At 69.0% G+C, this 24,751-nt stretch carries 18 protein-coding genes and 1 riboswitch; of the genes, 11 read left to right on the top strand and 7 right to left on the bottom strand.

Translation table 11 applies throughout. The features are described from left to right. Positions 1-89: 89 nt before the first annotated feature. Positions 90-1,346 (top strand): MFS transporter, encoded by a 1,257-nt coding sequence (locus tag ACVOK1_RS12955; protein WP_313144270.1) that lies wholly within the window; start codon positions 90-92, stop codon positions 1,344-1,346. A gap of 90 nt (positions 1,347-1,436) precedes the next feature. Here the strand turns inward: ACVOK1_RS12955 and ACVOK1_RS12950 are convergent, their stop codons facing one another. Then, a complete protein-coding gene (locus tag ACVOK1_RS12950) occupies positions 1,437-2,345 on the bottom strand; it encodes a LysR family transcriptional regulator (protein WP_108767338.1) in 909 nt (302 codons plus the stop codon). A gap of 73 nt (positions 2,346-2,418) precedes the next feature. On the opposite strand from ACVOK1_RS12950, the gene ACVOK1_RS12945 reads away from it, so the two are divergent. After that, on the top strand, positions 2,419-2,718 hold the full coding sequence (locus tag ACVOK1_RS12945; RefSeq protein ID WP_216821987.1) for an immunity protein TriTu family protein: 300 nt from the start codon (positions 2,419-2,421) through the stop codon (positions 2,716-2,718). Positions 2,719-3,069: 351 nt separating this feature from the next. On the opposite strand, the gene ACVOK1_RS12940 is transcribed toward ACVOK1_RS12945, so the two are convergent. Next, positions 3,070-6,600 (bottom strand): hybrid sensor histidine kinase/response regulator, encoded by a 3,531-nt coding sequence (locus tag ACVOK1_RS12940; protein ID WP_200753662.1) that lies wholly within the window; start codon positions 6,598-6,600, stop codon positions 3,070-3,072. 98 nt (positions 6,601-6,698) lie between these two features. Then, on the bottom strand, positions 6,699-10,238 hold the full coding sequence (locus tag ACVOK1_RS12935) for a sensor histidine kinase (RefSeq protein ID WP_481562296.1): 3,540 nt from the start codon (positions 10,236-10,238) through the stop codon (positions 6,699-6,701). Between the two features lie 162 nt (positions 10,239-10,400). Here ACVOK1_RS12935 and ACVOK1_RS12930 point away from each other — a divergent pair, with 162 nt between their 5' ends. Genes ACVOK1_RS12930 through ACVOK1_RS12920 form a run of 3 tightly spaced genes read left to right on the top strand, consistent with a single transcriptional unit; the run spans position 10,401 to position 12,190 of the window. Next, positions 10,401-11,045, top strand: coding sequence for a YceI family protein (locus tag ACVOK1_RS12930; RefSeq protein WP_481562295.1), 645 nt, complete (start codon positions 10,401-10,403; stop codon positions 11,043-11,045). Beyond that, positions 11,042-11,614 (top strand): cytochrome b, encoded by a 573-nt coding sequence (locus tag ACVOK1_RS12925; RefSeq protein ID WP_481562294.1) that lies wholly within the window; start codon positions 11,042-11,044, stop codon positions 11,612-11,614. The genes ACVOK1_RS12930 and ACVOK1_RS12925 overlap by 4 nt, the downstream gene beginning before the upstream one ends. 3 nt (positions 11,615-11,617) lie before the next feature. Next, positions 11,618-12,190, top strand: a complete 573-nt coding sequence (locus ACVOK1_RS12920; protein ID WP_079222816.1) for a YceI family protein — start codon at positions 11,618-11,620, stop codon at positions 12,188-12,190. Positions 12,191-12,269: 79 nt separating this feature from the next. Here ACVOK1_RS12920 and ACVOK1_RS12915 read toward each other — a convergent pair whose 3' ends face one another. After that, positions 12,270-12,497 carry a glutaredoxin family protein gene (locus ACVOK1_RS12915; protein WP_481562301.1) on the bottom strand — a complete coding sequence of 76 codons (228 nt, stop codon included), beginning with the start codon at positions 12,495-12,497 and terminating at the stop codon, positions 12,270-12,272. Positions 12,498-12,597: 100 nt separating this feature from the next. On the opposite strand from ACVOK1_RS12915, the gene ACVOK1_RS12910 reads away from it, so the two are divergent. Beyond that, positions 12,598-13,980, top strand: a complete 1,383-nt coding sequence (locus ACVOK1_RS12910) for an L-serine ammonia-lyase (RefSeq protein WP_010482751.1) — start codon at positions 12,598-12,600, stop codon at positions 13,978-13,980. A gap of 176 nt (positions 13,981-14,156) precedes the next feature. Further along, positions 14,157-15,158, top strand: a complete 1,002-nt coding sequence (locus tag ACVOK1_RS12905; RefSeq protein ID WP_406235133.1) for an alpha/beta fold hydrolase — start codon at positions 14,157-14,159, stop codon at positions 15,156-15,158. A 93-nt stretch (positions 15,159-15,251) separates the two neighbouring features. On the opposite strand, the gene ACVOK1_RS12900 is transcribed toward ACVOK1_RS12905, so the two are convergent. From ACVOK1_RS12900 to metX, 3 genes are read right to left on the bottom strand one after another with little or no spacing between them, the layout of a single operon-like run. Further along, positions 15,252-16,319: a homoserine dehydrogenase family protein gene (locus ACVOK1_RS12900; protein WP_481562293.1), complete on the bottom strand. Its 1,068-nt coding sequence runs from the start codon at positions 16,317-16,319 to the stop codon at positions 15,252-15,254. Beyond that, positions 16,316-17,551, bottom strand: a complete 1,236-nt coding sequence (locus tag ACVOK1_RS12895; RefSeq protein ID WP_108769656.1) for an O-succinylhomoserine (thiol)-lyase — start codon at positions 17,549-17,551, stop codon at positions 16,316-16,318. The genes ACVOK1_RS12900 and ACVOK1_RS12895 overlap by 4 nt, the downstream gene beginning before the upstream one ends. Further along, positions 17,548-18,579 carry a homoserine O-succinyltransferase MetX gene (gene metX / locus ACVOK1_RS12890; RefSeq protein ID WP_481562292.1) on the bottom strand — a complete coding sequence of 344 codons (1,032 nt, stop codon included), beginning with the start codon at positions 18,577-18,579 and terminating at the stop codon, positions 17,548-17,550. The genes ACVOK1_RS12895 and metX overlap by 4 nt, the downstream gene beginning before the upstream one ends. A gap of 77 nt (positions 18,580-18,656) precedes the next feature. Continuing rightward, a riboswitch (SAM riboswitch) is annotated at positions 18,657-18,775 on the bottom strand. Positions 18,776-18,923: 148 nt separating this feature from the next. Between metX and ACVOK1_RS12885 the strand changes: the two genes are divergently transcribed. The 4 genes from ACVOK1_RS12885 to ACVOK1_RS12870 all read left to right on the top strand — a co-directional run bounded on the left by ACVOK1_RS12885 (position 18,924) and on the right by ACVOK1_RS12870 (position 24,396). Continuing rightward, a complete protein-coding gene (locus tag ACVOK1_RS12885; RefSeq protein ID WP_481562291.1) occupies positions 18,924-19,808 on the top strand; it encodes a M23 family metallopeptidase in 885 nt (294 codons plus the stop codon). Positions 19,809-19,874: 66 nt separating this feature from the next. Beyond that, positions 19,875-21,479: a peptide chain release factor 3 gene (locus ACVOK1_RS12880; RefSeq protein WP_481562290.1), complete on the top strand. Its 1,605-nt coding sequence runs from the start codon at positions 19,875-19,877 to the stop codon at positions 21,477-21,479. 216 nt (positions 21,480-21,695) lie between these two features. After that, a complete protein-coding gene (gene trhA / locus ACVOK1_RS12875) occupies positions 21,696-22,334 on the top strand; it encodes a PAQR family membrane homeostasis protein TrhA (RefSeq protein WP_079222824.1) in 639 nt (212 codons plus the stop codon). Positions 22,335-22,416: 82 nt separating this feature from the next. Then, complete coding sequence (locus ACVOK1_RS12870) at positions 22,417-24,396, top strand: AsmA family protein (protein ID WP_481562289.1); 1,980 nt, start codon at positions 22,417-22,419, stop codon at positions 24,394-24,396. Positions 24,397-24,751 lie beyond the last annotated feature (355 nt).

Genomic DNA, 24,751 nt, shown 5'->3' with positions numbered 1-24,751 from the left:
GACTCATCAGGTTATGGATCGACTGGATCGAGGGGCCTACGCTGGTCCCCGTACCCCCACGTCGGCCGCCCCCACGGCCCTTCGATCCCATGACTGGCGAAACTGCGGCGTCCCTCAGCGGCCGCCCCCGCACCTCCGATTCCGTTGTCGACACCCGCATCCAGCAGGGCACCCCGGCGTTCCGGCGCACGGCGGTCGCGCTGTTCCTGGCGGGGTTCTCGACCTTCGGCCTGCTGTACACGGTGCAGCCGCTGCTGCCCGAGTTCAGCCGCCACTTCGGGGTGTCCGCCGCCGGCAGCGCGATGTCGCTGTCGCTGAGCACCGGCACCCTGGCCGTGGCCATGCTGCTGGCCGGCCTGCTGTCCGATGCGATCGGCCGCCGGCCGATGATGATCGCCGCGCTGATGGCCTCGGCCCTGTTGTCGCTGTGCACCGCGCTGGTCGATGACTGGACCACCATGCTGGTGCTGCGCACGCTGCTGGGCCTGGCCCTGAGCGGGGTGCCGGCCGTGGCGATGACCTACCTGGTGGAGGAAATGGACAGCCGCGCACTGGGCCTGGCCATGGGCCTGTACATCGGTGGCAACGCCATCGGTGGCATGAGCGGGCGCCTGCTGGCCGGCATCATCGCCGACCACTGGGGCTGGCGCTGGGGCATCGGTGCGGTCTCGATCATCGCCGTGGCCAGCACCGTGCTGCTGTGGCTGCAGCTGCCGCCGTCGCGGCACTTCCAGGCCCGCCGCGGTGGCCTGCGCCAGCTGCCTTCGCGCTGGCGCACGCTGTTCGCCGACCCGGGCCTGCCGTGGCTGTTCGCCACCTCGTTCGTGCTGATGGGCGTGTTCGTCACCCTCTACAACTACCTGGGCTATCACCTGCTGGCGCCGCCGTACCACCTCAGCCAGACCGTGGTCGGCCTGATCTTCAGCGTGTACCTGGTCGGCACCTTCAGCTCGGCATGGATGGGCCAGCAGGCCACGCGCTACGGTCGCGGCCGCGTGCTGACCATTGCCTTCGGCCTGATCGGTGCCGGCATCGTGCTGCTGTCGATGCCGTGGCTGACCACGATGGCGCTGGGTATTGCCCTGGTCACCTTCGGTTTCTTCGGCGGCCACTCGGTGGCCAGCAGCTGGGTCGGCAGCCGCGCCGGTTCGATGCGTGCCGAAGCCTCGGCGCTGTATCTGTTCGCCTACTACCTGGGCAGCAGCGTACTCGGCGCCGTGGGCGGCCTGGCCTATGCCGCCTGGGATTGGCTGGGCGTGTGCCTGTTCACCGGCGTACTGACCCTGCTCGGCGGCGGCATCATCTGGGCCCTGCAGCAGCGCGCCCCGCAGCCGGTTACCGCTTGAGATCTGCCGGCCGCTGGCCGGCAACACGGCCTGTGTTGATGGGTCGGCCGTAGCGCCGGGCCATGCCCGGCGAGCGCGCAGCGCGGCGCATCACCCGCCCGCGAACGCCCCGCGCAGCAATCCGGCGAAATTGCGGATCAACGGTGTCACCCCTTCGCGGCGCCAGGCCAGCTGCACTTCCGAATGCGCCCCGGCGTCGGCCAGCGGCACGAAGCGCGCGCCTTCCACCCGGATGTGGTCGCACGACGACGGCAGGATCGCCGCACCCAGACCGGCCGCCGCCAGGCTGATCAGCGTCGATGCCTCGCCCGCCTCCTGCACGATGCGCGGGGTGAACCCCGCCGCCGCACACAGCGCGATCATGTGGTCGTGGATGCCGGCACCGGCACTGCGGCGGAACGCCACGAACGGCTCCTGGGCGAAATCACGCAGCGCCAGCGTGCCCTGCTTCGACAGCCGGCGCAGGGCAGGGTGGTCGGCGTGCACGATCAACGCCAGCGGATCGACAAACAGGCTGTGCGCCACCAGTTCCGGCGGCAGCGCACGCTTGCGGATGATGCCCACGTCCAGGCTGCCATCGAGCAGCGCATCGATCTGCTGCAGGGTGTTCATCTCGCTCAGCTGCAGGCGCACCTGCGGGTACTGCTGCCGGTACTGCAGGATCGACCGCGGAATCTGCGGCGACAGCGGCGTGGCCCGGGTCAGGCCGATATGCAGCTCGCCCTGCTCACCGCGCTGCGCGCGTTGCACCTCGTCCACCGCCGTTTCCACCTGCTGCACGATGGCCCGCGCCCGCTCCTGCAGCAGTTCACCCGCGGCAGTGAGCTGCACGCGGCGATGGCTGCGCACGAACAACCGCGCCCCGATCAGCTCTTCCAGCTGCCGGATCTGCTGGCTGAGTGGCGGCTGCGACATCCCCAGCCGCTCGGCCGCCTGGCCGAAGTGCAGCGTATCGGCAACGGCGAGGAAGTAGCGCAGGTGGCGGAGTTCGATGGACATGCAGCAGCGGCAGATGACACGCCCGGTCGGCCTGCCTATCTTACGGGCAGGAACCTGCAACGGCCGGAGCGCCATGACTCGCGACCCGACAATCCATGTCGAGTGGCTGGATGCCTTTCTGATCTGGGCTGAAAACCATGGCACTGCCACGCGCTGCCGCCCGACAGAAAAGCCTGCCGGTAGCCTCGACATCGACACTGAGCACGTTGTTTCCAACATCACCTACTGGAGCTCGGGCGAGTGCGATGCAGCAATCCTCGACGTCAGCTCGGGGCAGTCGGTCTACCAGCGCAGCTGGAGCGACCTGCAGCCGGCTGATTTCGACACGGCCTTCGCGCCGTGGTTGGCCATCGTGCGCGGCCACAGGACGTAATCGCCATCGGCATGAGTTTCACATTGGGTTGGATCGCGGCCAAATGCCAGGCGTCGCAGAAATGGGGTCAGAGCCCGTTGCGCAGCAACGGGATCCGACCCCGTGCCGACCAACGGTCGGCACCCACCAGAGCAGAGCGCCGTTCCGACAGATCGCGGAAGTCTGTCGAAGGCGGGGTGGGTCCGGTTGAGGGGGTGTGAGCGCCATGGATGGCGCGACCAAGCCCCCATGGACGGGTTTACGGCGTCCCCCTCAACCGGACCCACCCCGCCATCCCACGGATAGCCAGCTTTTGAAGTTGACGTTGCCGTTGATTGAAGCAGGTGCAGGGCTGCAAGCCCTGCAAAAAACCTACCTACCCAGCACCCGCGCAATCGCTTCAACCAGCAGCTCACCGGTCACCGGCTTGCGCAGGAACCCGCCGATGCCCGCGGCCTCCACCTGCTCCTGCAGGTCCGCGTCGGTACGCGCGGTCACCGCCAGCAGCGGCAACATGTAGCCCTGGTTGCGCAGGTGCTGGGCCAGCTCGAAACCACTCAGGCCCGGCAGGTCCAGGTCCAGCAGACCGACATCGAAATCGCCCGCGCTGATCTCGCGCAGCGCCGCCAGCGCATGGCCGGCATGCACCACCTCATGGCCGCGCGCGGTCAACAGGCCGATCACCACATCGGCCACGGTGGCATCGTCTTCCACCAGCAGGATGCGCAGCGCCGGCATGTTCGCCACGGCGTCCTCGCCCCGCATCGCCTCACCGTCTTCGTTCGCGCCATCTTGGTGCAGCGGCAACGGCAGGCTCACTTCGAAGCGGGTGCCACTGCCAAGCTGGCTCTCCACCCGGATCCGGCCCTGCATGGCCTGCGCCAGCTCGCGGCAGATCGCCAGGCCCAGGCCACTGCCACCGTACTGCGCGGCCGTGCGTGCGCCGTCGGCCTGCTCGAAACGGCGGAACAGGCGCTGCTGCTGTTCCTGGCTGATGCCCGGGCCGGTGTCGTGTACTTCGAAATGCAGGCCACGCGGGCCGTCCTCGCAGCGAACAAGCAGGGTGATGGTGCCGCGGCTGGTGAACTTCACGGCGTTGGACAGCAGGTTCAGCAGGATCTGCCGCACCCGCATCGCATCGCCGGTGGCCTGCAGGCCCGCCGGCAGCCGGTTGTCCAGCACGAAGCGCAGGCCCTTCTGCGCGGCCAGCGGCCCCATCAGGGCGGCGAGGTCCTGCAGCAGGCCGTTCAGCGCGAACGGTCGCGACTGCAGCTCCAGGCGCCCCGATTCGATCCGGGCCAGGTCCAGTGCATCGTTCACCAGGTGCAGCAGATGTTCGCCGGCATGGCGGATCGACTGCGTGTAACCGCGCTGCTGCGGGTCCAGCGGCGAGGCCAGCAGCAGTTCGCTCATGCCCAGCACGCCGGTCATCGGCGTGCGGATCTCATGGCCCAGGTTGGCCAGGAACCGCGTCTTCGCCGCCGACGCCTGTTCGGCCAGTTCCTGCTTGTGCAGGGCCAGCTGGTAGGCGTGTCTGCGCTGCAGGCGGCGGCGGTACAGCCAGGCGAACCAGCTGGTCAGCAGCAGTGCGATGGACGTCAGCACCAGCAACCCGGACAGGCTGCGCCACCACGGTGGAAGTACATGGAACTCCAGTGCTTCCACCCGCGACCAGACGTGGTCGGCCGAGCGCGCCTGCACTTCCAGCCGGTACGCACCCGGCGGCAGGCGCGAGAACAGGCGCTCGCCGCCAGGCCCCACTTCCACCCAGTCCGGGTCGTAACCGGTCAGCCGGTAGCGGTAGCTGTTGGACGCCGAATCGGCGAAGGACAGCAGGCGCGCGACGATGCGCAGGTCGCGATCACCGTCGGCGATCTGCAGCGGCGTGTCGTGGGTCAGGTCCAGGACCTGTTCGTTGCGGCGCACCTCCACCCGCTCGATCACCAGCGGCGCGCGCCGGGTTGAAGGTCGCACCAGGTCGGGATCGAAGGCCACCACGCCGGCCGGCGTACCAGCCACCAGCCGTCCGCTCGCCGTGGCGATCAGCGTGTGGTCGCGGAATTCCTGGCTGGGCAGGCCGTCATGCACGCCATACAGGCGCACGCTCCGGCCATCGGCACCCACCCGCACCAGGCCGCGCGCACCGCTGGCCCAGGCCACGCCCTGCGCGTCGACCACCAGACCGGTCGCGGCGATGGCCGGGTAGCCCTGCTCACTGCCGATCACCGCCTGCCGCTCCAGGCGCCCATTGCGCCAGAGGTAGCGCGACAGGCGCCCGTCCTCGGACAGCCAGACCTTGCCATCGGCGCCCACATCGATCGCATACACCGGCGTGGCCGGCGCCCCGGGCACGGGCTGGAAGCGCTGTGCTTCCGGCTGCCACTGCAGCAGGCCGCGGCTGCTGGCCAGCCAGATCCGGTCCTGCGGACCGCATTCGACATCCATGTTGAGCTGGCCGGCCTGCAGGCCGTCGCGGCCGTTTTCCAGCTGCCGGCGCAGGTGGCCGTCGAGATCGCGCTGCTGCAGGCCCGACGGCAGCATCAGCCACAGGCTGTCGCCATCGCAGGTCATCATCGCGTCGATGTTGCCTTCCATCGTGGCATCGGCGCCGCTGTCGTTGTCCCAGCGCCGCAGCGCGCGGGTGCGCGGGTCGTAACGCAGCAGCGCATCGGTCGAACCGACCCAGACCTGGCCGTGCCGATCCTCGCGTACCGAGGTCAGCCAGTGCATGCCATTGAGGAAGGTGCGGTGCTGCTCGATGTCACCGCTCCGCGGGTCGAACCGGTCCAGCGCACCGTGGCTGCCGACCGTCCACACGCCGCCGTTGGCGGACGGGCTGGTGCCCAGCACGTAGGCGTTGCGCAGCGACGACGGATCGTCCTCCAGCCGCGAGAACACCGAGAACTGCCACCAGCGCGGCAGCAGGTGCCACAGGCCGGCATTGGTGCTGGCCAGCCAGATGCCGCCTTCGCGGTCTTCATAGGCGCCGGCCCAGTTCGGCCGCACCTGGCCACGCGCCACGGCGCTGTACAGCGGCACGGTCTGGTACTGGCCATTCACCGCGCGGCCCAGGCCACTGCGGGTATCCAGCCAGTGTCCGCCCTGCTCATCGCGCAACATCATGCCCAGCACTTCGTCACCGGCGGGCAGCTGCCACTGCGGTGCTTCGAAATGGCCGTCAGGCCGGCGCACGGTGGCGCCGGCCACGGTGCTGATCCACAGGCTGCCGTCCGGCTCGGCGGTCAGGCCATTGACCAGCTGGCTGGGCAGCGCGTCGGCGTCGATGCGCTCGAAATCGGTGCCGGTCCAGCGCGCGACGCCGTGCTTGGTCCCCACCCACAGGGTGCCATCGGGCAGGGTCGCCAGGAACGGAATCGAAGCGGCCGGCACGCTGCGCGGGTTGTCCAGTTCGGGCAGGAAGCGCTGCAGGCGGTCCTTGTCATCCAGCCGGTACAGGCCACCGCCGTAGGTACCGAACCAGATGGATCCGTCCGGTGTGGAGGCCACGCTCCACACCGTGTTGCTGGCCATCAGCGGCTGGCTGCTGCGGTCGTAGAAGCGCAGCTGCCGGCGGTCGGCCGACATGCGCACCAGGCCGGCATTCTCGGTGCCGATCCACAGCTCGTTCTGGGCATCGACCAGCACGGTCCAGATGCGGTTGTCGCGCAGCCCGTCCTCGGAACGCCAGACACGGTAATTGCGCCCGTCGTAGCGGGCGAGGCCGTCATTGGTGGCGATCCACAGGTAGCCGTAGCGGTCTTCGGCCATGCGGTTGACGGTGTTGGACGGCAGGCCGTCGAACACGGTCACCTGCCGCGGGGTCGGCGGCACCGGCTGCGCGGCCACGGGCGCCAGGACGCACAGGAGGATCAGCAGCAGCGTCGCCGCCCGCAGATACGCCACCGATTGCCTCCTCACACTGCCTGTTGATGGACCCCGCGTTGTGCGGCGTCGGCATGGTAAACCGAAAGTCAGGGCATTCACGCCAACCAGTGCCTCGATCAGACATCCACCCGGCGTTTTGCCCGGGCCTGCTGGATCGCCGACACCAGCAGGTCGCCGGTCACCGGCTTGCGCAGGAACCCGTCGAAACCGGCGGCGAGCACCTGGGTTTCCGCATACGCATCGGAGCGCGCGGTCACCGCCACCAGTGGCAGCTCGTAGCCCATCGCACGCAGCTGGCGGGCGATGGCGGTGCCATCCAGCGCCGGCAGGTCCAGGTCGAGCAGGCCGACATCGAAGCCGTCGGTGGCGATCTCCGAAAGCGCGCCCAGCCCGTGCAGCACATGCACGACCTGGTGCCCGCGTGCGCGCAGCAGGCCGGCGATGACCTCGGCCACGGTCACATCGTCTTCCACCAGCAGGATGCGCAGGGCCGGCAGCTCCGGCACCGTGCTCACCTCGCTCTGCGCCGACGCCGCCTGCCGGGTCCATGGCAGCGGAACCCACACGCGGAAACGCGCGCCCCGGCCCAGCTGGCTGTCCACGTCGATGCGCCCGCCCATCGCCACCGCCAGTTCCTGGCAGATCGCCAGCCCCAGCCCACTGCCGCCGTAGCGCGAGGCGGTGCGCGGCCCGTCGGCCTGTTCGAAGCGGTGGAACAGCCGGCGCTGCTGCTCGGCGTTGATGCCCGGTCCACTGTCGCTGACCTCGAAGGTCACGCCATTGCCATCCTCGTCGAGGATCGCGCCCAGCCCCACGTAGCCATGATCGGTGAACTTGACCGCGTTGCCGAGCAGGTTCAGCAGGATCTGCCGCACCCGCATTTCATCGCCGCTGACGCAGACCGGACCGGGCAGCGCGTCCTCGCGCCGGAATGCGAGCTGCCGCTGCTGCGCCATCGGCTGCATCAGCGCCTGCACCTGGTCGAGCAGGCCGTTCAGATCGAACGGACGGATATCCAGTTCCAGGCGACCTGCTTCGATGCGGGCCAGGTCCAGTGCGTCGTTCACCAGCCGCAGCAGATGGCTGCCGGCCTGCTGGATCGAACCGGCATAGCTGCGCTGCACCGGGTCCAGCTCGGTGGCCAGCAGCAGCTCGCTCATGCCCAGCACGCCGGTCATCGGCGTGCGCACCTCGTGCCCCAGCGTGGCCAGGAAGCGGCTCTTGGCCTGCGAGGCCTGTTCGGCCAGCTGCTGCTTGTGCACGGTCAACTGCCACTGCTGGCGCCGCCGCAGGCGCCGGCGGATCGACCACACCATCACCAGCAACAACAGCGAGCCCAGCATCAGGTAGCCGAAGATGGCCATACCGCTGCGCCACCACGGCGGCAGCACCTTCACCTGCAGCCGCTGCGAAGCCGTCCACGGCCCGCTGGCGGTGGCGGCCTGCACTTCGATCGCATACAGCCCCGGCGGCAGCCGCGACAGCGTGCGCTGGCCATCACCGCCCTGCTCCACCCAGTTCTGGTCGTAGCCTTCAACGCGGAACCGGTAGCGGTTGCCCTGCGGGTTGGCGTAGGACAGCAGGCGCGCGTCGATCTGCAGGTCGCGATCATCCGGGCCCAGCAGCAGCGTGCCGGTGGCCGGCAGCGGCTGCCAGCCCCGCGCATCGTCGCGGCGCACGCGCACCTGCGCGATCACCAGCTGCGAGGGCGGCAGCTCCACGTCGGACGCATCGGGATCGAAACCGACCAGGCCGGTCTGGGTGACCGCGAGCACCCGGCCGTCGGCGCCGATCGCCGGCGGCCGACCGGTGAACTCGGCATCGGGCAGGCCATCGCGTTCGTTGAACTGCTGCACGCGCCGCGTCTGTGGATCCCAGCGCAGCAGCCCGCGCGGCGTGGTCGCCCACACACGTCCATCGCGGCCCAGCGCCAGCCCGCCCATGCTGACCGGCGGCATGCCGTAGGTGGCATCGACGCGCTGGATCAGGCGCAGGCCGAGGCCGTCCCACTGGTAGCGTTCGAACGCTCCCTGCCGCGCCAGCCACACCTGCTGCGGGTCGATCCAGACCAGATCGAAGATCTGCCCCTGCGACACCCCGGGCACGGCGACGAAACGGTCCGCCTGTTCGCGCCAGATGCCCATCGCACCGACCAGCCAGGTCTGGCCGCGCGCATCGAAGCGTATCTGCTCCACCGGCACATCGCCTTCGCCGCCCAGCGCGGCCAGCTCGAAGGTACGCAGCACCCGGCCATCACTGGCGCGATGCTGCAGGCCGAGGTTCATCACCGAGATCCAGACCGTGCCATCCGGCGCCTCGCGCATCAGGTCGATGCGCTGGCGCAGGTCGGCACCACCGGCAATGGGCCAGTCGCGCAGCGTGCGCCGCGCCGGGTCGTAGACGCTCAGGCGCCCCGCGCGGCCCAACCACAAGCTGCCATCCGGGCGCGGCAGCACCGACCACACCGCACCGCTGCCCAGTTCGCGATCGCTGGCCAGCAGGCTCAGCGTGCCCTGCGCATTGACCTGGTAGACGCCGTGGGCCGAGCCGACGAAGTAGTTGCGGCCGTCGCTGGCCGCGCTCAGCAGGTACTGGCTGTCCAGCGGACGACCATCCAGCTGGTACCAGGTGGAAAAGCGCCGCCAGTCCGGCGGCAGGTAGGCCAGGCCCTGGGTCAGCAGTGCCACCCACATGCCACCTTCGTGGTCCTGCAGCAGATCCAGCACGCCGCTGTGGCTGGTCAGGAAACCGCTGCCGCGGTCGCCTTCCAGGCGCCGCAGCTGGGCCGCATCACCGCGCAGCAGGCCATCGGAGGTGCCGGCCCAGTAACCGCCCTGGCGGTCGGCCAGCACGATGGCCGAACGCAGCTGGGCACTGTCGGCCCAGCGCGGCCGGCTGACCCGGTCCTGCGCATCGATCCGGTACAGGCCATCGTTCTGGGTACCGATCCAGATCGCGCCCTCGGCGTCACGGCTCAGCCGCAGCACGCTCACCGCGCCCAGCTCGCGCGCGGCCACCGCTTCGAAGGCGGTGCCGTTCCAGCGTGCCAGGCCCGCCTCGGTGCCCAGCCACAGGCGGCCCTGCGCGTCGACCAGGCTGCTGTAGATGGTGTCGCTGGGCAGCCCGTCCGCCGATTGCCGGAAGAAACGCAGGCTGCCGTCCTCGCCCATGCGGCAGACGCCATGGGTGCTGCTGCCGACCCACAGCGCATCCCGGGCGTAGGCCAGGGTCCAGGCCTGGCCCTGGCATTCGTTGTTGAGTGCGTCGAAGGATTTGAAGCGCTCACGGTCGGCATCCAGCCGGGCCACGCCCTTGCCGTTGATGCCGACCCAGACGCGGTCGAGCGGATCGACCATCAGCGTTTCGATCTCGTTGCCGGGCAGCGAGCCGGGCTGTTCCGGATCGTGCTGCCAGACCCGCAGGGTGCCGCCGTCATAGCGCGCCAGGCCGCCATCGGTGGCCGCCCAGATGTGCCCGGTGCGGTCTTCGGCCAGGGCCAGCACCATGCGCGAGGGCAAGCCTTCGGCCGCACCGAAACGGCGCAGGCGCGGTGTTTCACCTGCCATGTCCAAGGTCGCCGCGGAGGTGGCCAACGCCACCAGCAACAGACCTGCCCCTGCGATGCACCGCCAGTACCGGCGCCAGCCGCTCTTCATCCTGAACCCCCTGTCCTGCGCCGATTGTCACACAGGGCCGGGGTCATCGCTGCAACAGGCTGTTTCCAGCCACATTGCCACCACGAACTGTTGCAGCCGTGCACACAGCGCAGCACAGGGCCTGTGCGTATGATCGAGGCACCTTTCCGCCGAGCCCTGCCGATGCGTTCCTGCCTGGCCCTGCTGCCCCTGCTGCTCGCCGCCGCCCCGGCCTGGGCCGGCAACGATGCATGGCGCATCGATCCGGTGCATACCCGCGTGCTGTTCTCGATCGACCACGCCGGTTACTCGCAGGCGATGGGCACGATTTCCGGCAGTGCGGGACAGCTGCGGTTCGATCCCGACAACTGGCGGGAAGCGACCCTGGACGTCGAGATTCCCGTGTCGCGATTGGACCTGGGCGATGACAAATGGAACCAGGCCACCCTCGCCCGCAGCCTGCTCGATGGCGAACGCTTCCCCAGTGCACGCTTCGTCTCCACCCACGTGGAGCCGGTCGATGAGAAGCATGCGCAGGTCGCCGGTACCCTGACCCTGCGCGGGGTCAGCCAGCCGGTGGTGCTCGATGTCACCCTCAACGCGGTCAAGCGCTATCCGCTGCCGCCGTTCCGCCGCACCGTCGGCTTCTCCGCCACCACCACGCTCAGCCGCCGTGCCTTCGGCATCACGGCCTGGCCGGGCGTGATCGGTGATGCCGTACAGGTGAGGATCGAGGCCGAAGCGGCGTTCGACCGCAGCGATGCCCCGGGAACTCCCGCCCCTGGTTCCCACTCCGACAGCACGACGGCCCCCAAGGATTCCCGATGACCGCCAAGAACACTCCCGCCGCCTGGGGCAGCGTCAGCCAGACCCTGCACTGGTTGATCGCCCTGCTCATCCTTGCCCTGGGCATCGTCGGCCTGACCATGGGTGAACTGCCGAAGACCCCGAAATACTTCTGGGTCTACACCGCACACAAGTCGATCGGCATCACCGTGCTGGCGCTGGTGCTGTTCCGCCTCGGCTGGCGCCTGTATGACGGCGCGCCGAAGCCGGTGCCGGGCGTGCCCAGCTGGCAGGAACGCATCGCCAGCGCCACCCACGTGCTGCTCTACGTACTGATGTTCGCCATCCCGCTGTCCGGCTGGCTGTACGACTCGGCCAGCGGCCTGCGTCCGTTCCGCTGGTTCGGCCTGGTCGATGTGCCCAAGCTGGGCGGCCCCGACCCGCAGACCGTCGCGGTGTCCCATGCCATCCACGAATACGGTTTCTGGCTGTTGATCGCGGTGGTGCTGGCCCATGCCGGCGCCGCCTTCTACCACCACCTGTTCCAGCGTGATGCCACCCTCTCGCGGATGTTGCCGCGCGGCTGGCTCGCCTCCCCCCAGAAGGACTGACCGATGACCCTGAAACTGACCACCCCGGCCGCCGTGGCCGCCGCCCTGGCCGGCATGCTGGCCACCGCCCCGGTGCTGGCCGCCGATTACGCGCAGGCCCCCGGCGCCGGCTCGATCCTGGTGTTCGCCACCAAGTACGACGGCGAAGTGTTCACCGGCAGCTTCCCGGGCTTTGCCACCAAGCTCAGCTTCGACCCGGCCAACCCGGCCGCCGGTTCGCTGGACGTGGTGATTCCGCTGGCCGGCGCCAAGAGCGGCAACAGCGACCGTGACTCGACCCTGCAGGGCGCGGACTTCTTCAACGTCGGCAAGTTCGCCACCGCGCACTACACCGCCAAGGGCTTCCGCGCCGTGGGCAACGACCAGTACGCCGCCGACGGCACGCTGGAACTGCGCGGCGTCAGCAAGCCGGTCACCCTCACCTTCACTTGGAAGCCGGGCACGCAGCCGGTGCTGACCGGCAAGGCCACGGTCAAGCGCCTGGACTTCGGCGTGGGCGGCGGCGACTGGGCCGACACCAAGACCATCCCGGACGAGACCTCGATCAGCACGATCGTGAAGTTCGACGCGAAATAAGACGGGTCTGCCGCCGGGCATGGCCCGGCGCTACCTTGGAAGGTTGATGCAGGGTAGCGCCGGGCCATGCCCGGCGGATTCACCCCGCAGCCAGCCAGGCCCGCACACCGGCCGCATCGAACGGCCAGTCCAGCTCGCGGCCATCGGCCTCGTCACGCAGCACCGGCACCCGCGCGCCATAGCGCGCTTCCAGCCCGGGCTGGTCGTCCAGGAACACCGAATCGAACTCCGGCGCCCGCGCCTTGGCCAGCTCGGCCAGGGCCATGTCGCACAGGTGGCAGTCGTCACGCTGGAACAGGGTCAACACCGGTTCGGGCCCCTTGCTGGAAATGCTGCGCCGCAGCCATGGCTTGCGGCAATGAACCGCTAGAATAGCGGTCTCTTCCGGTACCCGCAGTACGGCAACCATGGCTGTCAGCACGTTCGACGTTTTCAAGATCGGCATTGGTCCGAGTTCCTCGCACACCGTCGGGCCGATGAAGGCCGCCGAGCGCTTCATCCACCGCTGGCTGCTCGACCCGGGCCGGTTGCACGAAGTGGCGCGCATCCGCGCCGACGTCTACGGTTCGCTGGCGCTGACCGGCCGCGGCCACGGTACCGACAAGGCGATCCTGCTCGGCCTGGAAGGCCAGCGCCCGAACCTGATCGACCCGGACATCATCCCGGCCACCCTGGAGCGCATCCGCAGCAGCAAGCGCATCCAGCTGATGGGCCAGCACGAGATCGCCTTCGACGAGAAGCGCGACCTCGGCATGAACAAGCGCCAGAAGCTGCCGTACCACACCAATGGCATGCGCTTCACCGCCTACAACGCCGAGGACGAAGTGATCGCCACCCGCGATTACTACTCGGTGGGCGGCGGCTTCGTGGTCAACCAGGACGACGCAGCCGATGACCGCATCGTGCCCGATGAGACCCCGCTGCCCTACCCGTTCAAGAGCGGCGACGAGCTGCTGGCGCAGACCGCGCGCAGCGGCCTGAGCATCGCCCAGCTGATGTTCGAGAACGAGAAGTGCTGGCGCAGCGAGGACGAGATCCGTGCCCAGCTGCGCGAGATCTGGAGCGCGATGCAGTCGTGCGTGGCGCGTGGCATCCGCGAGGAAGGCGTGCTGCCGGGCGGCCTGAAGGTCGGCCGCCGCGCACCGGCGCTGTACCGCGAGCTGTCCTCCAAGCCGGAAGCCGCGATGCGCGACCCGCTGACCACGCTGGACTGGGTCAACCTGTACGCACTGGCGGTGAACGAAGAGAACGCTGCGGGTGGCCGCGTGGTCACCGCGCCGACCAACGGTGCGGCCGGCGTGCTGCCGGCGGTGCTGCATTACTTCGACCGCTTCTGCCCGGGCGCGAACGAGCAGCGCGTGTTTGACTTCCTGCTGACCTCGGCGGCGATCGGCATCCTGTACAAGGAAAACGCCTCGATCTCCGGCGCCGAAGTCGGCTGCCAGGGCGAAGTGGGCGTGGCCTGCTCGATGGCTGCCGGTGGCCTGGTGGCAGCGCTGGGCGGCAACCCCAGCCAGATCGAGAACGCCGCGGAAATCGGCATGGAACACAACCTCGGCCTGACCTGCGACCCGATCGGCGGGCTGGTGCAGATTCCGTGCATCGAGCGCAACGCGATGGGTGCGGTGAAGGCGATCAACGCCTCGCGCATGGCCATGCGTGGCGACGGCAAGCACAAGGTCTCGCTGGACAAGGTCATCAAGACCATGCGCGATACCGGCCGCGACATGCAGGACAAGTACAAGGAAACCAGCCGTGGCGGCCTGGCGGTGAACGTCATCGAGTGCTGAGGGCTTCGGCGCGGTCGACCCGTTGGTAGAGGCGACCGCGGGGCGACTATCGCGCGCAGCGCGGGCGGTCCGCGCGTTGTTCAAGGGCAGTCGACCAGCGGTCGACTCTACCTGGCGGAACGACACCGTCATCGTGTTCCGGTTAGGCTCGGGGCTCCCCTGCCCCGGACTCTCCCATGCGCGTGATCGCCGCCGCCCTGCTTGCCTGCCTGCCGTTGTCCGCCCTGGCCGCGCCGCCACCGACCTACGGCCCGCGCCTGGAAGGCTTTGATTACGGCTATCCGGTGAAGACCTTCGCCCTGCAGTCGCAGGGCCAGCCGCTGGAAATGACCTACCTGGACGTCACGCCGAAGAAGAAGGCGATCGGCGTGGTCGTGCTGCTGCACGGCAAGAATTTCTGCGCGGCCACCTGGCAGCAGACCATCGCACCGCTGGTGGCCGCCGGTTACCGGGTGATCGCACCGGACCAGGTGGGCTTCTGCAAGGCCAGCAAGCCCGAGCGCTACCAGTATTCGTTCGGCCAGCTGGCCGCCAACACCCACGCACTGCTGCAGCAGCTGCAGCTCGGCGACCAGCCGGTGCACCTGGTCGGCCATTCGATGGGCGGCATGCTCGCCATCCGCTACGCGCTGATGTACCCGCAGGATCTGCGCAGCCTGTCGCTGGTCAATCCAATCGGCCTGGAAGACTGGAAGGCGCTGGGCGTGCCGTGGCGCAGCGTCGACGAGTGGTATGCCGGCGAACTGAAGACCCGCTATGACAGCATCCGCCGCTACCAGCTGGATGTGTACTACGACGGCCAGTGGAAGCCCGCTTACGAGCACTGGGCACGCATGCAGTCGGGCATGTATGAAGGCGCCGGCAAGCAGGCAGTGGCCTGGAGCCAGGCGCTGACCTCGGACATGGTGTTCAACCAGCCGGTGGTCTACGAACTGAAACACCTGCAGGTACCGACTGCATTGTTCATCGGCCAGAAGGACCGCACCGCGATCGGCCGCGACCGCGCCTCACCGGAACTGAAGGCCACGCTGGGCAATTACCCTGCGCTGGGCAAGGCGGCCGCGGAGGCGATTCCCGGCGCAACCCTGGTCGAGTTCGCCGAACTCGGGCACTCGCCGCAGGTGCAGGACCCGAAGCAGTTCAACGCAGCGTTGTTGAAGGTATTGAAGACGCGTTGAGATCCGGCCCTGCAGGGCATGATCCGCCGGGCACGGTCCGGCGGACATGGGCGGTAGCGCCGGGCCATGCCCGGCGAGCGCAGCGGCAGGCCGTCAGCCCGCAATCCGCAACACGTCATCCAGCAGCGCCGCGGCCGTGACTTCCGCCCCGGCGCCCGGGCCCTGGATCAGCAGCGGCTGCTGGCGGTAGCGATCGCTGTGGATGGCCACGCGGTTGTCGGTGCCCGCCCCCTGTGCCAGCGGATGATCGGCGGGCAGCTCACGCAGTCCCACCTGTGCCCCACCGGCATCGACACGGCCGACGAAGCGCAGCACGCGGCCCTGCGCGTGCGCCTGCTGCCAGCGCGCCTGCAGCGGCGCGTCCAGTTGTTCCAGCGCGGCCAATGCCTCAGCCAGCGGCACGTCTGCCAGCGCCGCCGGCACCAGCGACTCCACCTGCACCTGCGCCGCATCCAGCGCCAGCCCGCTGCTGCGGGCCAGGATCAGCAGCTTGCGCCGTACGTCCTCGCCGGACAGGTCCACGCGCGGATCGGGCTCGGTATAGCCGGCGTCCAGCGCTTCGCGCACCGCCAGCGAAAACGGTGAACGGCCGTCATAGCGATGGAACAGCCAGGCCAGCGATCCGGACAGCACGCCTTCGATCGCATGGATGTGGTCGCCGCCGGCCACCAGCGCGCGCAGGCTGCTCAGCAGCGGCAGGCCGGCCCCCACGGTGGCGCTGTCACCGTAGCGCGCACCGCTGTCGGCGCAGCTTTCGGCAATGGCCTGCGCGCGCGCCAGCTGCGCACCGCGGCCCAGCTTGTTGGCCGTCACCACGTGCACGCCGCGGGCCAGCCACTGCACGTGGCGTGCGGCCACGTCCTCGCTGGCGGTGGCATCGACCACCACGTCGCCGCGTTCCAGCCCTTCGGTGCTGGCCCACGGTGGCGAGCTCTGCCCGTCACGCGGCGCGCGTCGGGCCAGTTCCAGCGGCAGCGCCAGATCGCGGTCGATGGCCAGCGCCGTGCGCGAATTGGCCAGCCACTGCACGCTGGGCAGGTCCAGCCCGCGCGCCTGCAGCGCCTGGTAGCGCTGCACGAAGGCCGTGCCCACCGTGCCGGTGCCGAGCAGGGCCAGGCGGCCACCGCCCAGCGCGGGAATGTCAGCAGCCAGCGCGCTCATGCATCCACCACCTGTTTGCGGCGCACGCCAGCGCCGATCACCGCTTCGGCGCGCTGCAGCGCGGCGTCGAGGTCGGCCAGCAGGTCACGCTCGGCTTCGATGCCCACCGACAGGCGCAGCAGGCCTTCGCTGATGCCAGCGGCAGCACGTGCTTCGGCGGTCATCGCCGCATGGGTCATGGTGGCCGGGTGCGCGACCAGGCTTTCGACGCCGCCCAGCGATTCGGCCAGGGTGAAGTAGCGCAGGCCATCGACGAAGGCGCGCACCGCCGCATGCGGATCCTCACCTTCGCAGGCCGCCAGTTCGAAGGACAGCATGGCGCCGAAGCCGCTCTGCTGGCGCGCGGCGATGGCGTGGCCGGGATGGTCGGCCAGGCCGGGGTAATAGACGCGTGCCACGGCCGGATGCGCATCCAGCAGGGCCACGATCGAGGCAGTGTTCTCCTGGTGCGCGCGCAGGCGTGCATCCAGGGTGCGCAGGCCGCGCAGGGTCAGGAAGGCATCGAACGGCGAACCAGTCAGGCCCAGCGCGTTGCCCCACCACACCAGCTGCTCGTGCACCGCCGGGTCGCGCGCGATCACTGCGCCGCCGACCACGTCACTGTGGCCGTTGATGTACTTGGTGGTCGAATGCAGCACCACGTCGGCACCGAACGACAGCGGCTGCTGCAGGGCCGGCGACAGGAAGGTGTTGTCCACCACCACCCGCGCACCGGCCTTGTGCGCGGCATCGATGACGAAGCGCAGGTCGGTGATGCGCAGCAGCGGGTTGGACGGCGTTTCCACCAGCACCAGCTTCGGCTGGCTGGCCAGCGCCTGGGCCAGCGCACGCGGGTCGGTGAGGTCGGCGGTGACCAGGGTGAAGTGGCCCTTCCTGGCCAGTGCATTGAACAGGCGCCAGCTGCCACCGTACGCATCGTGCGGCACCACCAGGGTATCGCCCGGCTCCAGCAGTGCGTTCAGCACCAGGTTGATCGCGCCCATGCCGGTGGCGGTGATGACGCCGCCAGCGCCGCCTTCCAGTTCGGCCAGTGCTTCGCCCAGCAGGTCGCGGGTCGGGTTGCCGCTGCGCGTGTAGTCGTACTGCCGCTTGTTGCCGAAGCCATCGAAGCTGAAATTGGACGACAGCACGATCGGCGGGGTGACCGCACCGTGGGCGGTGTCGCGGTCGATGCCGGCGCGGACAGCGGCAGTGGTGCGGCTACAGGACGGCTCGTTGGCGTAGAGGCTCATGCGGACTCTCCAGAAGTGCGGAAGGCGGTAGCGAGGATCGCGTCGATGCGATCGGTTTCTTTGAGGAAGGCGTCGTGGCCGTAGGGCGAGCGCAGCACGCGCAGGCTGCCGCGCGGGCCCAGCCCTTCGACCAGGCCGACCAGGTCGGCCAGCGGCACCAGGCGGTCACCTTCCACGGCCACCACCACGGTGGGCGGCAGGATGGCGGCGGGGTCCACGCGGTGCAGGTCGATCGATTCGGACAGCCGCAGGTAGGCGGTCAGCGGCGTACGCGCCACGTACTGCGCACCGGCGGCATCGAGGTAGTCTTCGGCGGCCACGCGCACGCGGCCGTTGACCACTTCCGGCGCCGCGTCGAAACGCTCGCCGAATTCTTCCGGGGTGCGGTAGCTGAGCATGGCGAACTGCCGGGCCAGGGCCAGGCCGTGGTCTTCGCCGCACTGCAGCTGGCCCAGCGCAACGGCACGGCGCTGCAGCGCGCGCCAGGCGGCGGCATACGGGTGTGGGCGGTGCGCGCCGCTGGCCAGCACCAGCTGGCGCACGCGGCTGCGGTGGCGGATCGCGAACTGCTGGCCGACCAGCGCGCCATAGGAATAGCCGACGAAGGCCTTCAGCACGCGGATGCCGAGATGGTCCAGCAGCAGCGCCAGCGCATCGGCCTGGTCGGCGGTATCGATCGGCACGTCCAGCGCGCCATCGGCACCGATGAAATCGAAGGCCAGCACGCGCAGCTGCTGCGGATCCAGCGCGCGGCCGCTGCCGACCAGGCCCTCGGCCCAGCCTTTCTCGCTGAACTGTGCATTGGAGGCGACGTGGCGATGGGCGGAGATGCCACCGGCCAGCACCACCACCGGCGCGTTGGCCGGCCCCACCCACTCGTAGCGCAGGCGCACCGGGCTGGCCCCGGCGTGGCGCATCGACAGCACGGCGGCGAACTCGCCGCGCTCGGCATGCACGCGGTCATCGACCGGCACGCTGACGGGGACAAAGGATTCGGGACGGGCGGCGGTGCTGGGGGCGAAGCTCATGGCGGGATCCGTGTGGGGAATCGGCCATCGAGCCTTCGCGGGGCTCGCGTTCGAGATGCACGTGCGGTGCATGGTTCGAACCATCTTTCGGTGGACGCCACGGTCCCCGCAGGATTTGGCACCTACGCGGACGCTTTCGCGTCTGCGGGCTGCCCCGGCTTCAAAGGGCCTGTCCCTCTGCCGGTCTCGATGGTGGAGCCACGATGCCAGCCCTTTCCGTCACTGTCAATCCCTTCATACGGATAAAGCGATGGAATAAATGAACCGCCATTCCGGGAACTGCGCCCGGTCCCCGTGTTCAGGATCCGCTACAGTCCCCAGCGCCCTTTCCGCTGGATCCGTCGATGCCCCGCCTGCCCCTGTCCTGCCTGCTGCTGCCCCTGCTGGCCAGCGCAACCGTCCACGCCAGCGACTGGCGCCAGGGCTGGGGACTGGTACCGAAGCCCGGCACCGCTGCGGCCGGCGACGTCGCCCCGCAGGCCGCGCCGACCACCCAGCTGCGCCTGCAGGCGATGGGCGGGCAATGGCAGGCACGCATCGACAATCCCTTGGCCGGCCCGGTGCAGATCGAACTGCGGCCGGCGCCCGGTGGCGCCATCAAGGGCCTGCCGGTGCGCTCACTGGTGCAGGGAGGTGGCAGCCTGGTGATCGGCCACCTGCCCGCCCCCGCCGAAGGACGCAGCCTGGACGTGCGCCTGCAGTCGGTGCCGGGCAATCCTGCCGCGCAGGCGGAGGACGTGGCCTACCGGCTGCCGTTCGAAGCACCGCAGCTGCGCGTGGACCAGGCCCCGAACGGCCGCTTCAGCCACCAGGACGAAGAGAACCGCGACGCGGTGGATTTCGCCCTGCCCGAGGCCACCCTGGTGATGGCCGCGCGCGAGGGCACGGTGATGCAGGTGCAGGATGGCTTCAAGGCCAATGGCCAGGACCGCGAACGCGATGCCGGCCGCGCCAATTTCATCCGCATCCTGCACAGCGACGGCAGCATGGCGCTGTACGGCCACCTGCAGGCCGGCGGCATGCGTGTACGCCCCGGCCAGGCGGTGCAGGCCGGGCAGCCGATCGGCCTGTCCGGCAACAGCGGCTACAGCACCGCCCCGCACCTGCACTTCGTGGTCCAGGTCAACCGTGGCATGGGCCTGCGCTCGGTGCCGGTGCGCATTTTCACCGCGCAGGGCCAGCTGCAGTTCGCCCGCCAGGGCGACGCCGACGGTGGCACCGGGCGCTGACCGGCCCCGGCCGGTATAATCGGGCGCTTATCTCTTTGAAAAGCGCCCCGGGCGGGCGCCACTGCCATGTCCGAAGTCGCCAACGAAGCGTCGCGTCGCCGCACCTTCGCCATCATTTCCCACCCTGACGCCGGCAAGACCACGCTGACCGAAAAGCTGCTGCTGTTCGGCGGTGCGATCCAGATGGCCGGTTCGGTGAAGGGCCGCAAGGCCGCCCGCCACGCGACGTCCGACTGGATGGCGCTGGAAAAGGAGCGCGGCATCTCCGTCACCTCCTCGGTGATGCAGTTCCCGTACGAAGGCAAGATCGTCAACCTGCTCGACACCCCCGGCCACGCCGATTTCGGCGAGGACACCTACCGCGTGCTGACCGCGGTGGACTCGGCGCTGATGGTGATCGACGTGGCCAAGGGCGTGGAAGAGCGCACCATCAAGCTGATGGAAGTCTGCCGCCTGCGCGACACCCCGATCATGACCTTCATCAACAAGCTCGACCGCGAGGGCAAGGACCCGATCGAGCTGCTGGATGAAGTGGAAACCGTGCTGGGCATCCAGTGCGCCCCGGTCACCTGGCCGATCGGCATGGGCCAGCGCCTGAAGGGCGTGGTCCACCTGCTCACCGGCGAAGTGCACCTGTACGAACCGGGCCGCAACTTCACCCGCCAGGATTCGACCATCTTCCCGTCCATCGATGCGCCCGGCCTGGCCGAGAAGATCGGTGCACAGATGCTGGCCGAACTGCGCGACGAACTGGAACTGGTGCAGGGCGCCAGCCATCCGTTCGACCTGGAGGCCTACCGCGCCGGCAAGCAGACCCCGGTGTTCTTCGGCTCGGGCGTGAACAACTTCGGCGTGCAGCCGCTGCTGGACTTCTTCGTCGAGCACGCCCCGCCGCCGCAGGCGCGCACCACCACCGGCCGGATCATCGCGCCGGAAGAGAACAAGCTCAGCGGCTTCGTGTTCAAGATCCAGGCCAACATGGATCCGCAGCACCGTGACCGCGTGGCGTTCATGCGCATCTGCTCGGGCCGCTTCAGCGCCGGCATGAAGACCTTCCACGTGCGCACCGGCAAGGACATGAAACTGGCCAACGCGCTGACCTTCATGGCCAGCGACCGCGAGATCGCCGCCGAAGCGTGGCCGGGCGATGTCATCGGCATCCACAACCACGGCACCATCTCCATCGGCGATACCTTCACCGAAGGCGAAGCGGTCACCTTCACCGGCATCCCCAACTTCGCCCCGGAACTGTTCCGCCGCGCGCGCCTGCGCGATCCGCTCAAGCTCAAGCAGCTGCAGAAGGGCCTGGCCCAGCTGTCCGAGGAAGGTGCGACCCAGTTCTTCCGCCCGCTCACCAGCAACGACCTGATCCTGGGTGCGGTGGGTGTGCTGCAGTTCGACGTGGCCGCCTACCGCCTGAAGGACGAATACGGCGTGGAAGCGACCTTCGAGCAGGTCAGCGTCTCCACCGCACGCTGGGTCCACTGCAGCAACGAGAAGAAGCTGGAAGAGTTCCGCGAGAAGAACGCACTGAACCTGGCCCTGGATGCCGCCGGCCACCTGGTCTACCTGGCCCCGACCCGGGTGAACCTCCAGCTGGCCCAGGAACGCTCGCCGGACGTGCGTTTCTCGGCCACCCGCGAAGCGGCGCACACCGTCCCGGCGGGCTGAAACTGCGGGGTCAGAGCCCTTTCCTGGCGGAAAGGGGTCTGACCCCGTACACGTGAAAGCCAGGGGTCGGATCCCTTTCCGCAGGAAAGGGCTCTGACCCCGTTGCGCGGAGGGGGCGGATTCATCCCCCATACGGTGGCGGGGGTGCAAGCGCCCGCCATCGCGGCGATGATAGGGGGGCTGCGGGTCCCCCTCCCCGCGAACCACGTCATTGCCATGTCCTCCACGACTGTTGCTTCCATCCGTGAAGAAATCGCCAGCGCCCTGACCCACGGGCTCGGCGCCGTGTTCGCGCTGGCCGCCAGCGCCGTCCTGATCACCCTGGCCGCCATCTACGGCGACGGCTGGCAGCTTGCCAGCGCCATCGTGTTCGGTATCGCCCTGCTGCTGCTGTACACCGCCTCCACCCTGTACCACGCCATCCAGCACCCCACGGCCAAAGGCCGGCTGAAGGTCTTCGACCACTGCGCCATCTACGTGCTGATTGCCGGCACCTACACCCCGTTCACCCTGATCGGCCTGCGCGGCCCCTGGGGCTGGGGCCTGTTTACCGCCATCTGGGCGCTGGCCTTGGGCGGCGTGGTGTTCAAGCTGTTCTATACCGGCCGCTTCAAGGCGCTTTCCACCGGCATCTACATCGCGATGGGCTGGTTGGTGATCGTGGCGATCAAGCCCATGTGGGCCTCCATCGACGGCGGGACCCTGGCCTGGCTGTTCGCCGGCGGCCTGTCCTACACGCTGGGCACCTACTTCTACCATCGCGAATCGATCCCCTATTCGCACGCAATCTGGCATCTGTTCGTGATCGGCGGCAGCGTCTGCCACTTCGTCGCGGTGACCATGCAGGTCCTGTAACCCTGCCGGCGGGCGCCCATGTGCACACCATGCACATGAGCGCTTCGCGCCCCGTCCACCCGGATGGGGCAACCATGGCAGCGTGAATGCTGCCCCTGCCCCTGTCCCTGCTGCACCGCGCGCCTCGCGCTGGCGCCTCCGCCGCCCCGGCCCACGTGGCCAGCGCTGGCTGGCCGTGCTGGTGTTCCTGCTGGCCGCACTGCTCATCCTCATCGCGCTGTGGGACTGGAACTGGTTCAAGGGGCCGGTGGAACGCGCGGTAAAGGCCCGCACCGGCCGCGCCCTGTACATCGGCCACCTGGATGTCGACCTCGGCCGCACCAGCACCATCCGCGCCGATGCGATCACCTTCGCCAATGCCTCGTGGTCGAAGCAGGCCACCATGGCCAATGCCGACCGCGTGGAGATCGACGTCCGCGTCTGGCCCCTGCTCCGTGGCAGCATCCAGTTGCCGGAAGTACGCCTGACCCGCCCCGACGTGCTGCTGGAAGCCGCCCCGCGCAAGGGCGAGGCCGGCAACTGGGATTTCCTGCCGGCCAGCGATGGCAAAAGCTCGCTGCAGCTGAAGGGCCTGCGCATCGATGACGGGCGCCTGCAGTACCTGGACGCCTTGGGCCGCACCGACATCCGCGTCGGCGTGCGCAGTGGCGAAGCGAAACAGGCCGACGCCGCTCCGCCCCTGCTTGTGAAAGGCCAGGGCCGTTGGCAGGGCAATCCGTTCACCCTCAGTGGCGGCACCGAATCGCCGCTGCAACTGACCGACAGCGAGCACCCGTTCCGCATCCACCTCGATGGGCGTGCCGGCGGCACCCACGCAGTGGCCACCGGCACGCTGACCAACCCGTTCGCGCTGCAGGTGTTCGACCTGCAGTTCGCACTCAGTGGACAGGACCTGGCCGACCTCTACCCGCTGCTGGGCATCGCCATCCCGCCCTCGCCGCCCTATGCGCTCGATGGCCGGCTCAAGCGCGACCACAACGTGTGGCGCTACGAAGGGTTCACCGGCAAGGTCGGCGACAGCGACCTGGGCGGCAACCTGCAGTTCGAAGTGGGCCGCGACCGCCCGCGCCTGACCGCCACGCTGGAATCGCGCCGGCTCGATTTCGACGACCTCGCCGGCTTCGTCGGTGCCCCGCCGAAGACCGGCGGCGGCGAGACCGCCAATGCCGAGCAGAAGGCGCAGGCCGCACAGGTCGCCGCCAGCCCGCGCGTGCTGCCCGACACCCCGTACAACCTGGGCAAGCTGCGGGCGATGGATGCCGACGTCCGCTGGAAGGCCCTCCGCATCAACGCGCCCTCGCTGCCGCTGGACGACATGGACGCGCACCTGTTGCTGGATGACGGCGTGCTGCGGCTGGATCCGCTGAACTTCGGCGTGGCCGGCGGTGACATCCGCAGCACCGTCCGCATGGATGCCCGCCAGCCGCAGATTTCCACCGCACTGAAAGCCAGCGTGCGCGGCGTGCAGCTGGGCCAGCTGTTCCCGGATGCGAAGCTGGCCGAGCAGGCCAAGGGTGGCATCAGCGGCCAGATCGACCTGACCGGCCGCGGCAATTCCATTGCCGCCATGCTCGGCGGCAGCAGCGGCGATGTCGGCGTGGCGATGGGCCGTGGCCATGTCGGCAACCTGGTGATGGAGCTGGCCGGTCTGGACATCACCGAGTCGCTGAAATTCCTGTTCACCGGTGACCGGCAGATTCCGCTGCGCTGCGCCTTCGCCGATTTCGGCGTGCGCGATGGCCTGATGACCAGCCGTGCGTTGGCGGTGGACACCACCGACACCATCATCATCGGCGAAGGTACGGTGAGCCTGCGCGATGAACGGATGGACCTGCTGCTGAAGCCGCGTCCGAAGGACAAGAGCATCCTGGTGCTGCGCTCGCCACTGCGCATCGGCGGCACATTCAAGGATCCGTCGTTCCGACCGGACTTCAAGGCGCTCGGCCTGCGCGGCGCGGTGGCCCTGGCACTGGGGAGCATCGCCCCGCCGGCAGCGCTGCTGGCGACGATTGAACTGGGGCCGGGCAAGGATGCCAACTGCGGTGGGCAGTACGCGAAGTAAAAGCGGTTGTTCGGCGGCGCCTTCCGGTTCATGGAGTGAGGCGGAGGGCTATCGCAGGCAGGACACGCCGTAAATACGTCCATGTAGCTCGTAGGCGCCATCCTTGGCGCCTACGGTCCTGCCTGCGATAGCCCTCCGCCTCCGGACAGTTTCCTGCGCGCGCGGAACGAGAGCGGAAATTCAAAAGAAAAAAGCGAAAAGCAGAATCAAAAGCTGTGCCAACCAAGGTTGGCAGCTACCAGGAACGGATGATCGGCAGTCAAACGCACCGCACTCGCAGGAACGTGTCCAGAGGCGGAGGGCATGGGCCGGGCGGCCCGTAGGCGGCCAGGGCCCGCGGGCTTCCGCGGGCGGG

This window comes from Stenotrophomonas sp. STEN087 (assembly GCF_056759115.1).
Note: the sequence above shows the minus strand (reverse complement) of the source record. Positions and strands in the feature narration are given on the sequence as shown.

What these genes read in the sequence shown, in the direction of transcription:
- trhA (WP_079222824.1), top strand. Translation starts at nt 21,696, where the DNA reads ATGTCCTCCACGACTGTTGCTTCCATCCGTGAAGAAATCGCCAGCGCC.
- ACVOK1_RS12895 (WP_108769656.1), bottom strand. Translation starts at nt 17,551, where the DNA reads ATGAGCCTCTACGCCAACGAGCCGTCCTGTAGCCGCACCACTGCCGCT.
- ACVOK1_RS12900 (WP_481562293.1), bottom strand. Translation starts at nt 16,319, where the DNA reads ATGAGCGCGCTGGCTGCTGACATTCCCGCGCTGGGCGGTGGCCGCCTG.
- ACVOK1_RS12920 (WP_079222816.1), top strand. Translation starts at nt 11,618, where the DNA reads ATGACCCTGAAACTGACCACCCCGGCCGCCGTGGCCGCCGCCCTGGCC.
- ACVOK1_RS12910 (WP_010482751.1), top strand. Translation starts at nt 12,598, where the DNA reads ATGGCTGTCAGCACGTTCGACGTTTTCAAGATCGGCATTGGTCCGAGT.
- ACVOK1_RS12930 (WP_481562295.1), top strand. Translation starts at nt 10,401, where the DNA reads ATGCGTTCCTGCCTGGCCCTGCTGCCCCTGCTGCTCGCCGCCGCCCCG.
- ACVOK1_RS12955 (WP_313144270.1), top strand. Translation starts at nt 90, where the DNA reads ATGACTGGCGAAACTGCGGCGTCCCTCAGCGGCCGCCCCCGCACCTCC.
- ACVOK1_RS12880 (WP_481562290.1), top strand. Translation starts at nt 19,875, where the DNA reads ATGTCCGAAGTCGCCAACGAAGCGTCGCGTCGCCGCACCTTCGCCATC.
- ACVOK1_RS12950 (WP_108767338.1), bottom strand. Translation starts at nt 2,345, where the DNA reads ATGTCCATCGAACTCCGCCACCTGCGCTACTTCCTCGCCGTTGCCGAT.
- ACVOK1_RS12905 (WP_406235133.1), top strand. Translation starts at nt 14,157, where the DNA reads ATGCGCGTGATCGCCGCCGCCCTGCTTGCCTGCCTGCCGTTGTCCGCC.
- ACVOK1_RS12925 (WP_481562294.1), top strand. Translation starts at nt 11,042, where the DNA reads ATGACCGCCAAGAACACTCCCGCCGCCTGGGGCAGCGTCAGCCAGACC.
- metX (WP_481562292.1), bottom strand. Translation starts at nt 18,579, where the DNA reads ATGAGCTTCGCCCCCAGCACCGCCGCCCGTCCCGAATCCTTTGTCCCC.
- ACVOK1_RS12885 (WP_481562291.1), top strand. Translation starts at nt 18,924, where the DNA reads ATGCCCCGCCTGCCCCTGTCCTGCCTGCTGCTGCCCCTGCTGGCCAGC.
- ACVOK1_RS12935 (WP_481562296.1), bottom strand. Translation starts at nt 10,238, where the DNA reads ATGAAGAGCGGCTGGCGCCGGTACTGGCGGTGCATCGCAGGGGCAGGT.
- ACVOK1_RS12945 (WP_216821987.1), top strand. Translation starts at nt 2,419, where the DNA reads ATGACTCGCGACCCGACAATCCATGTCGAGTGGCTGGATGCCTTTCTG.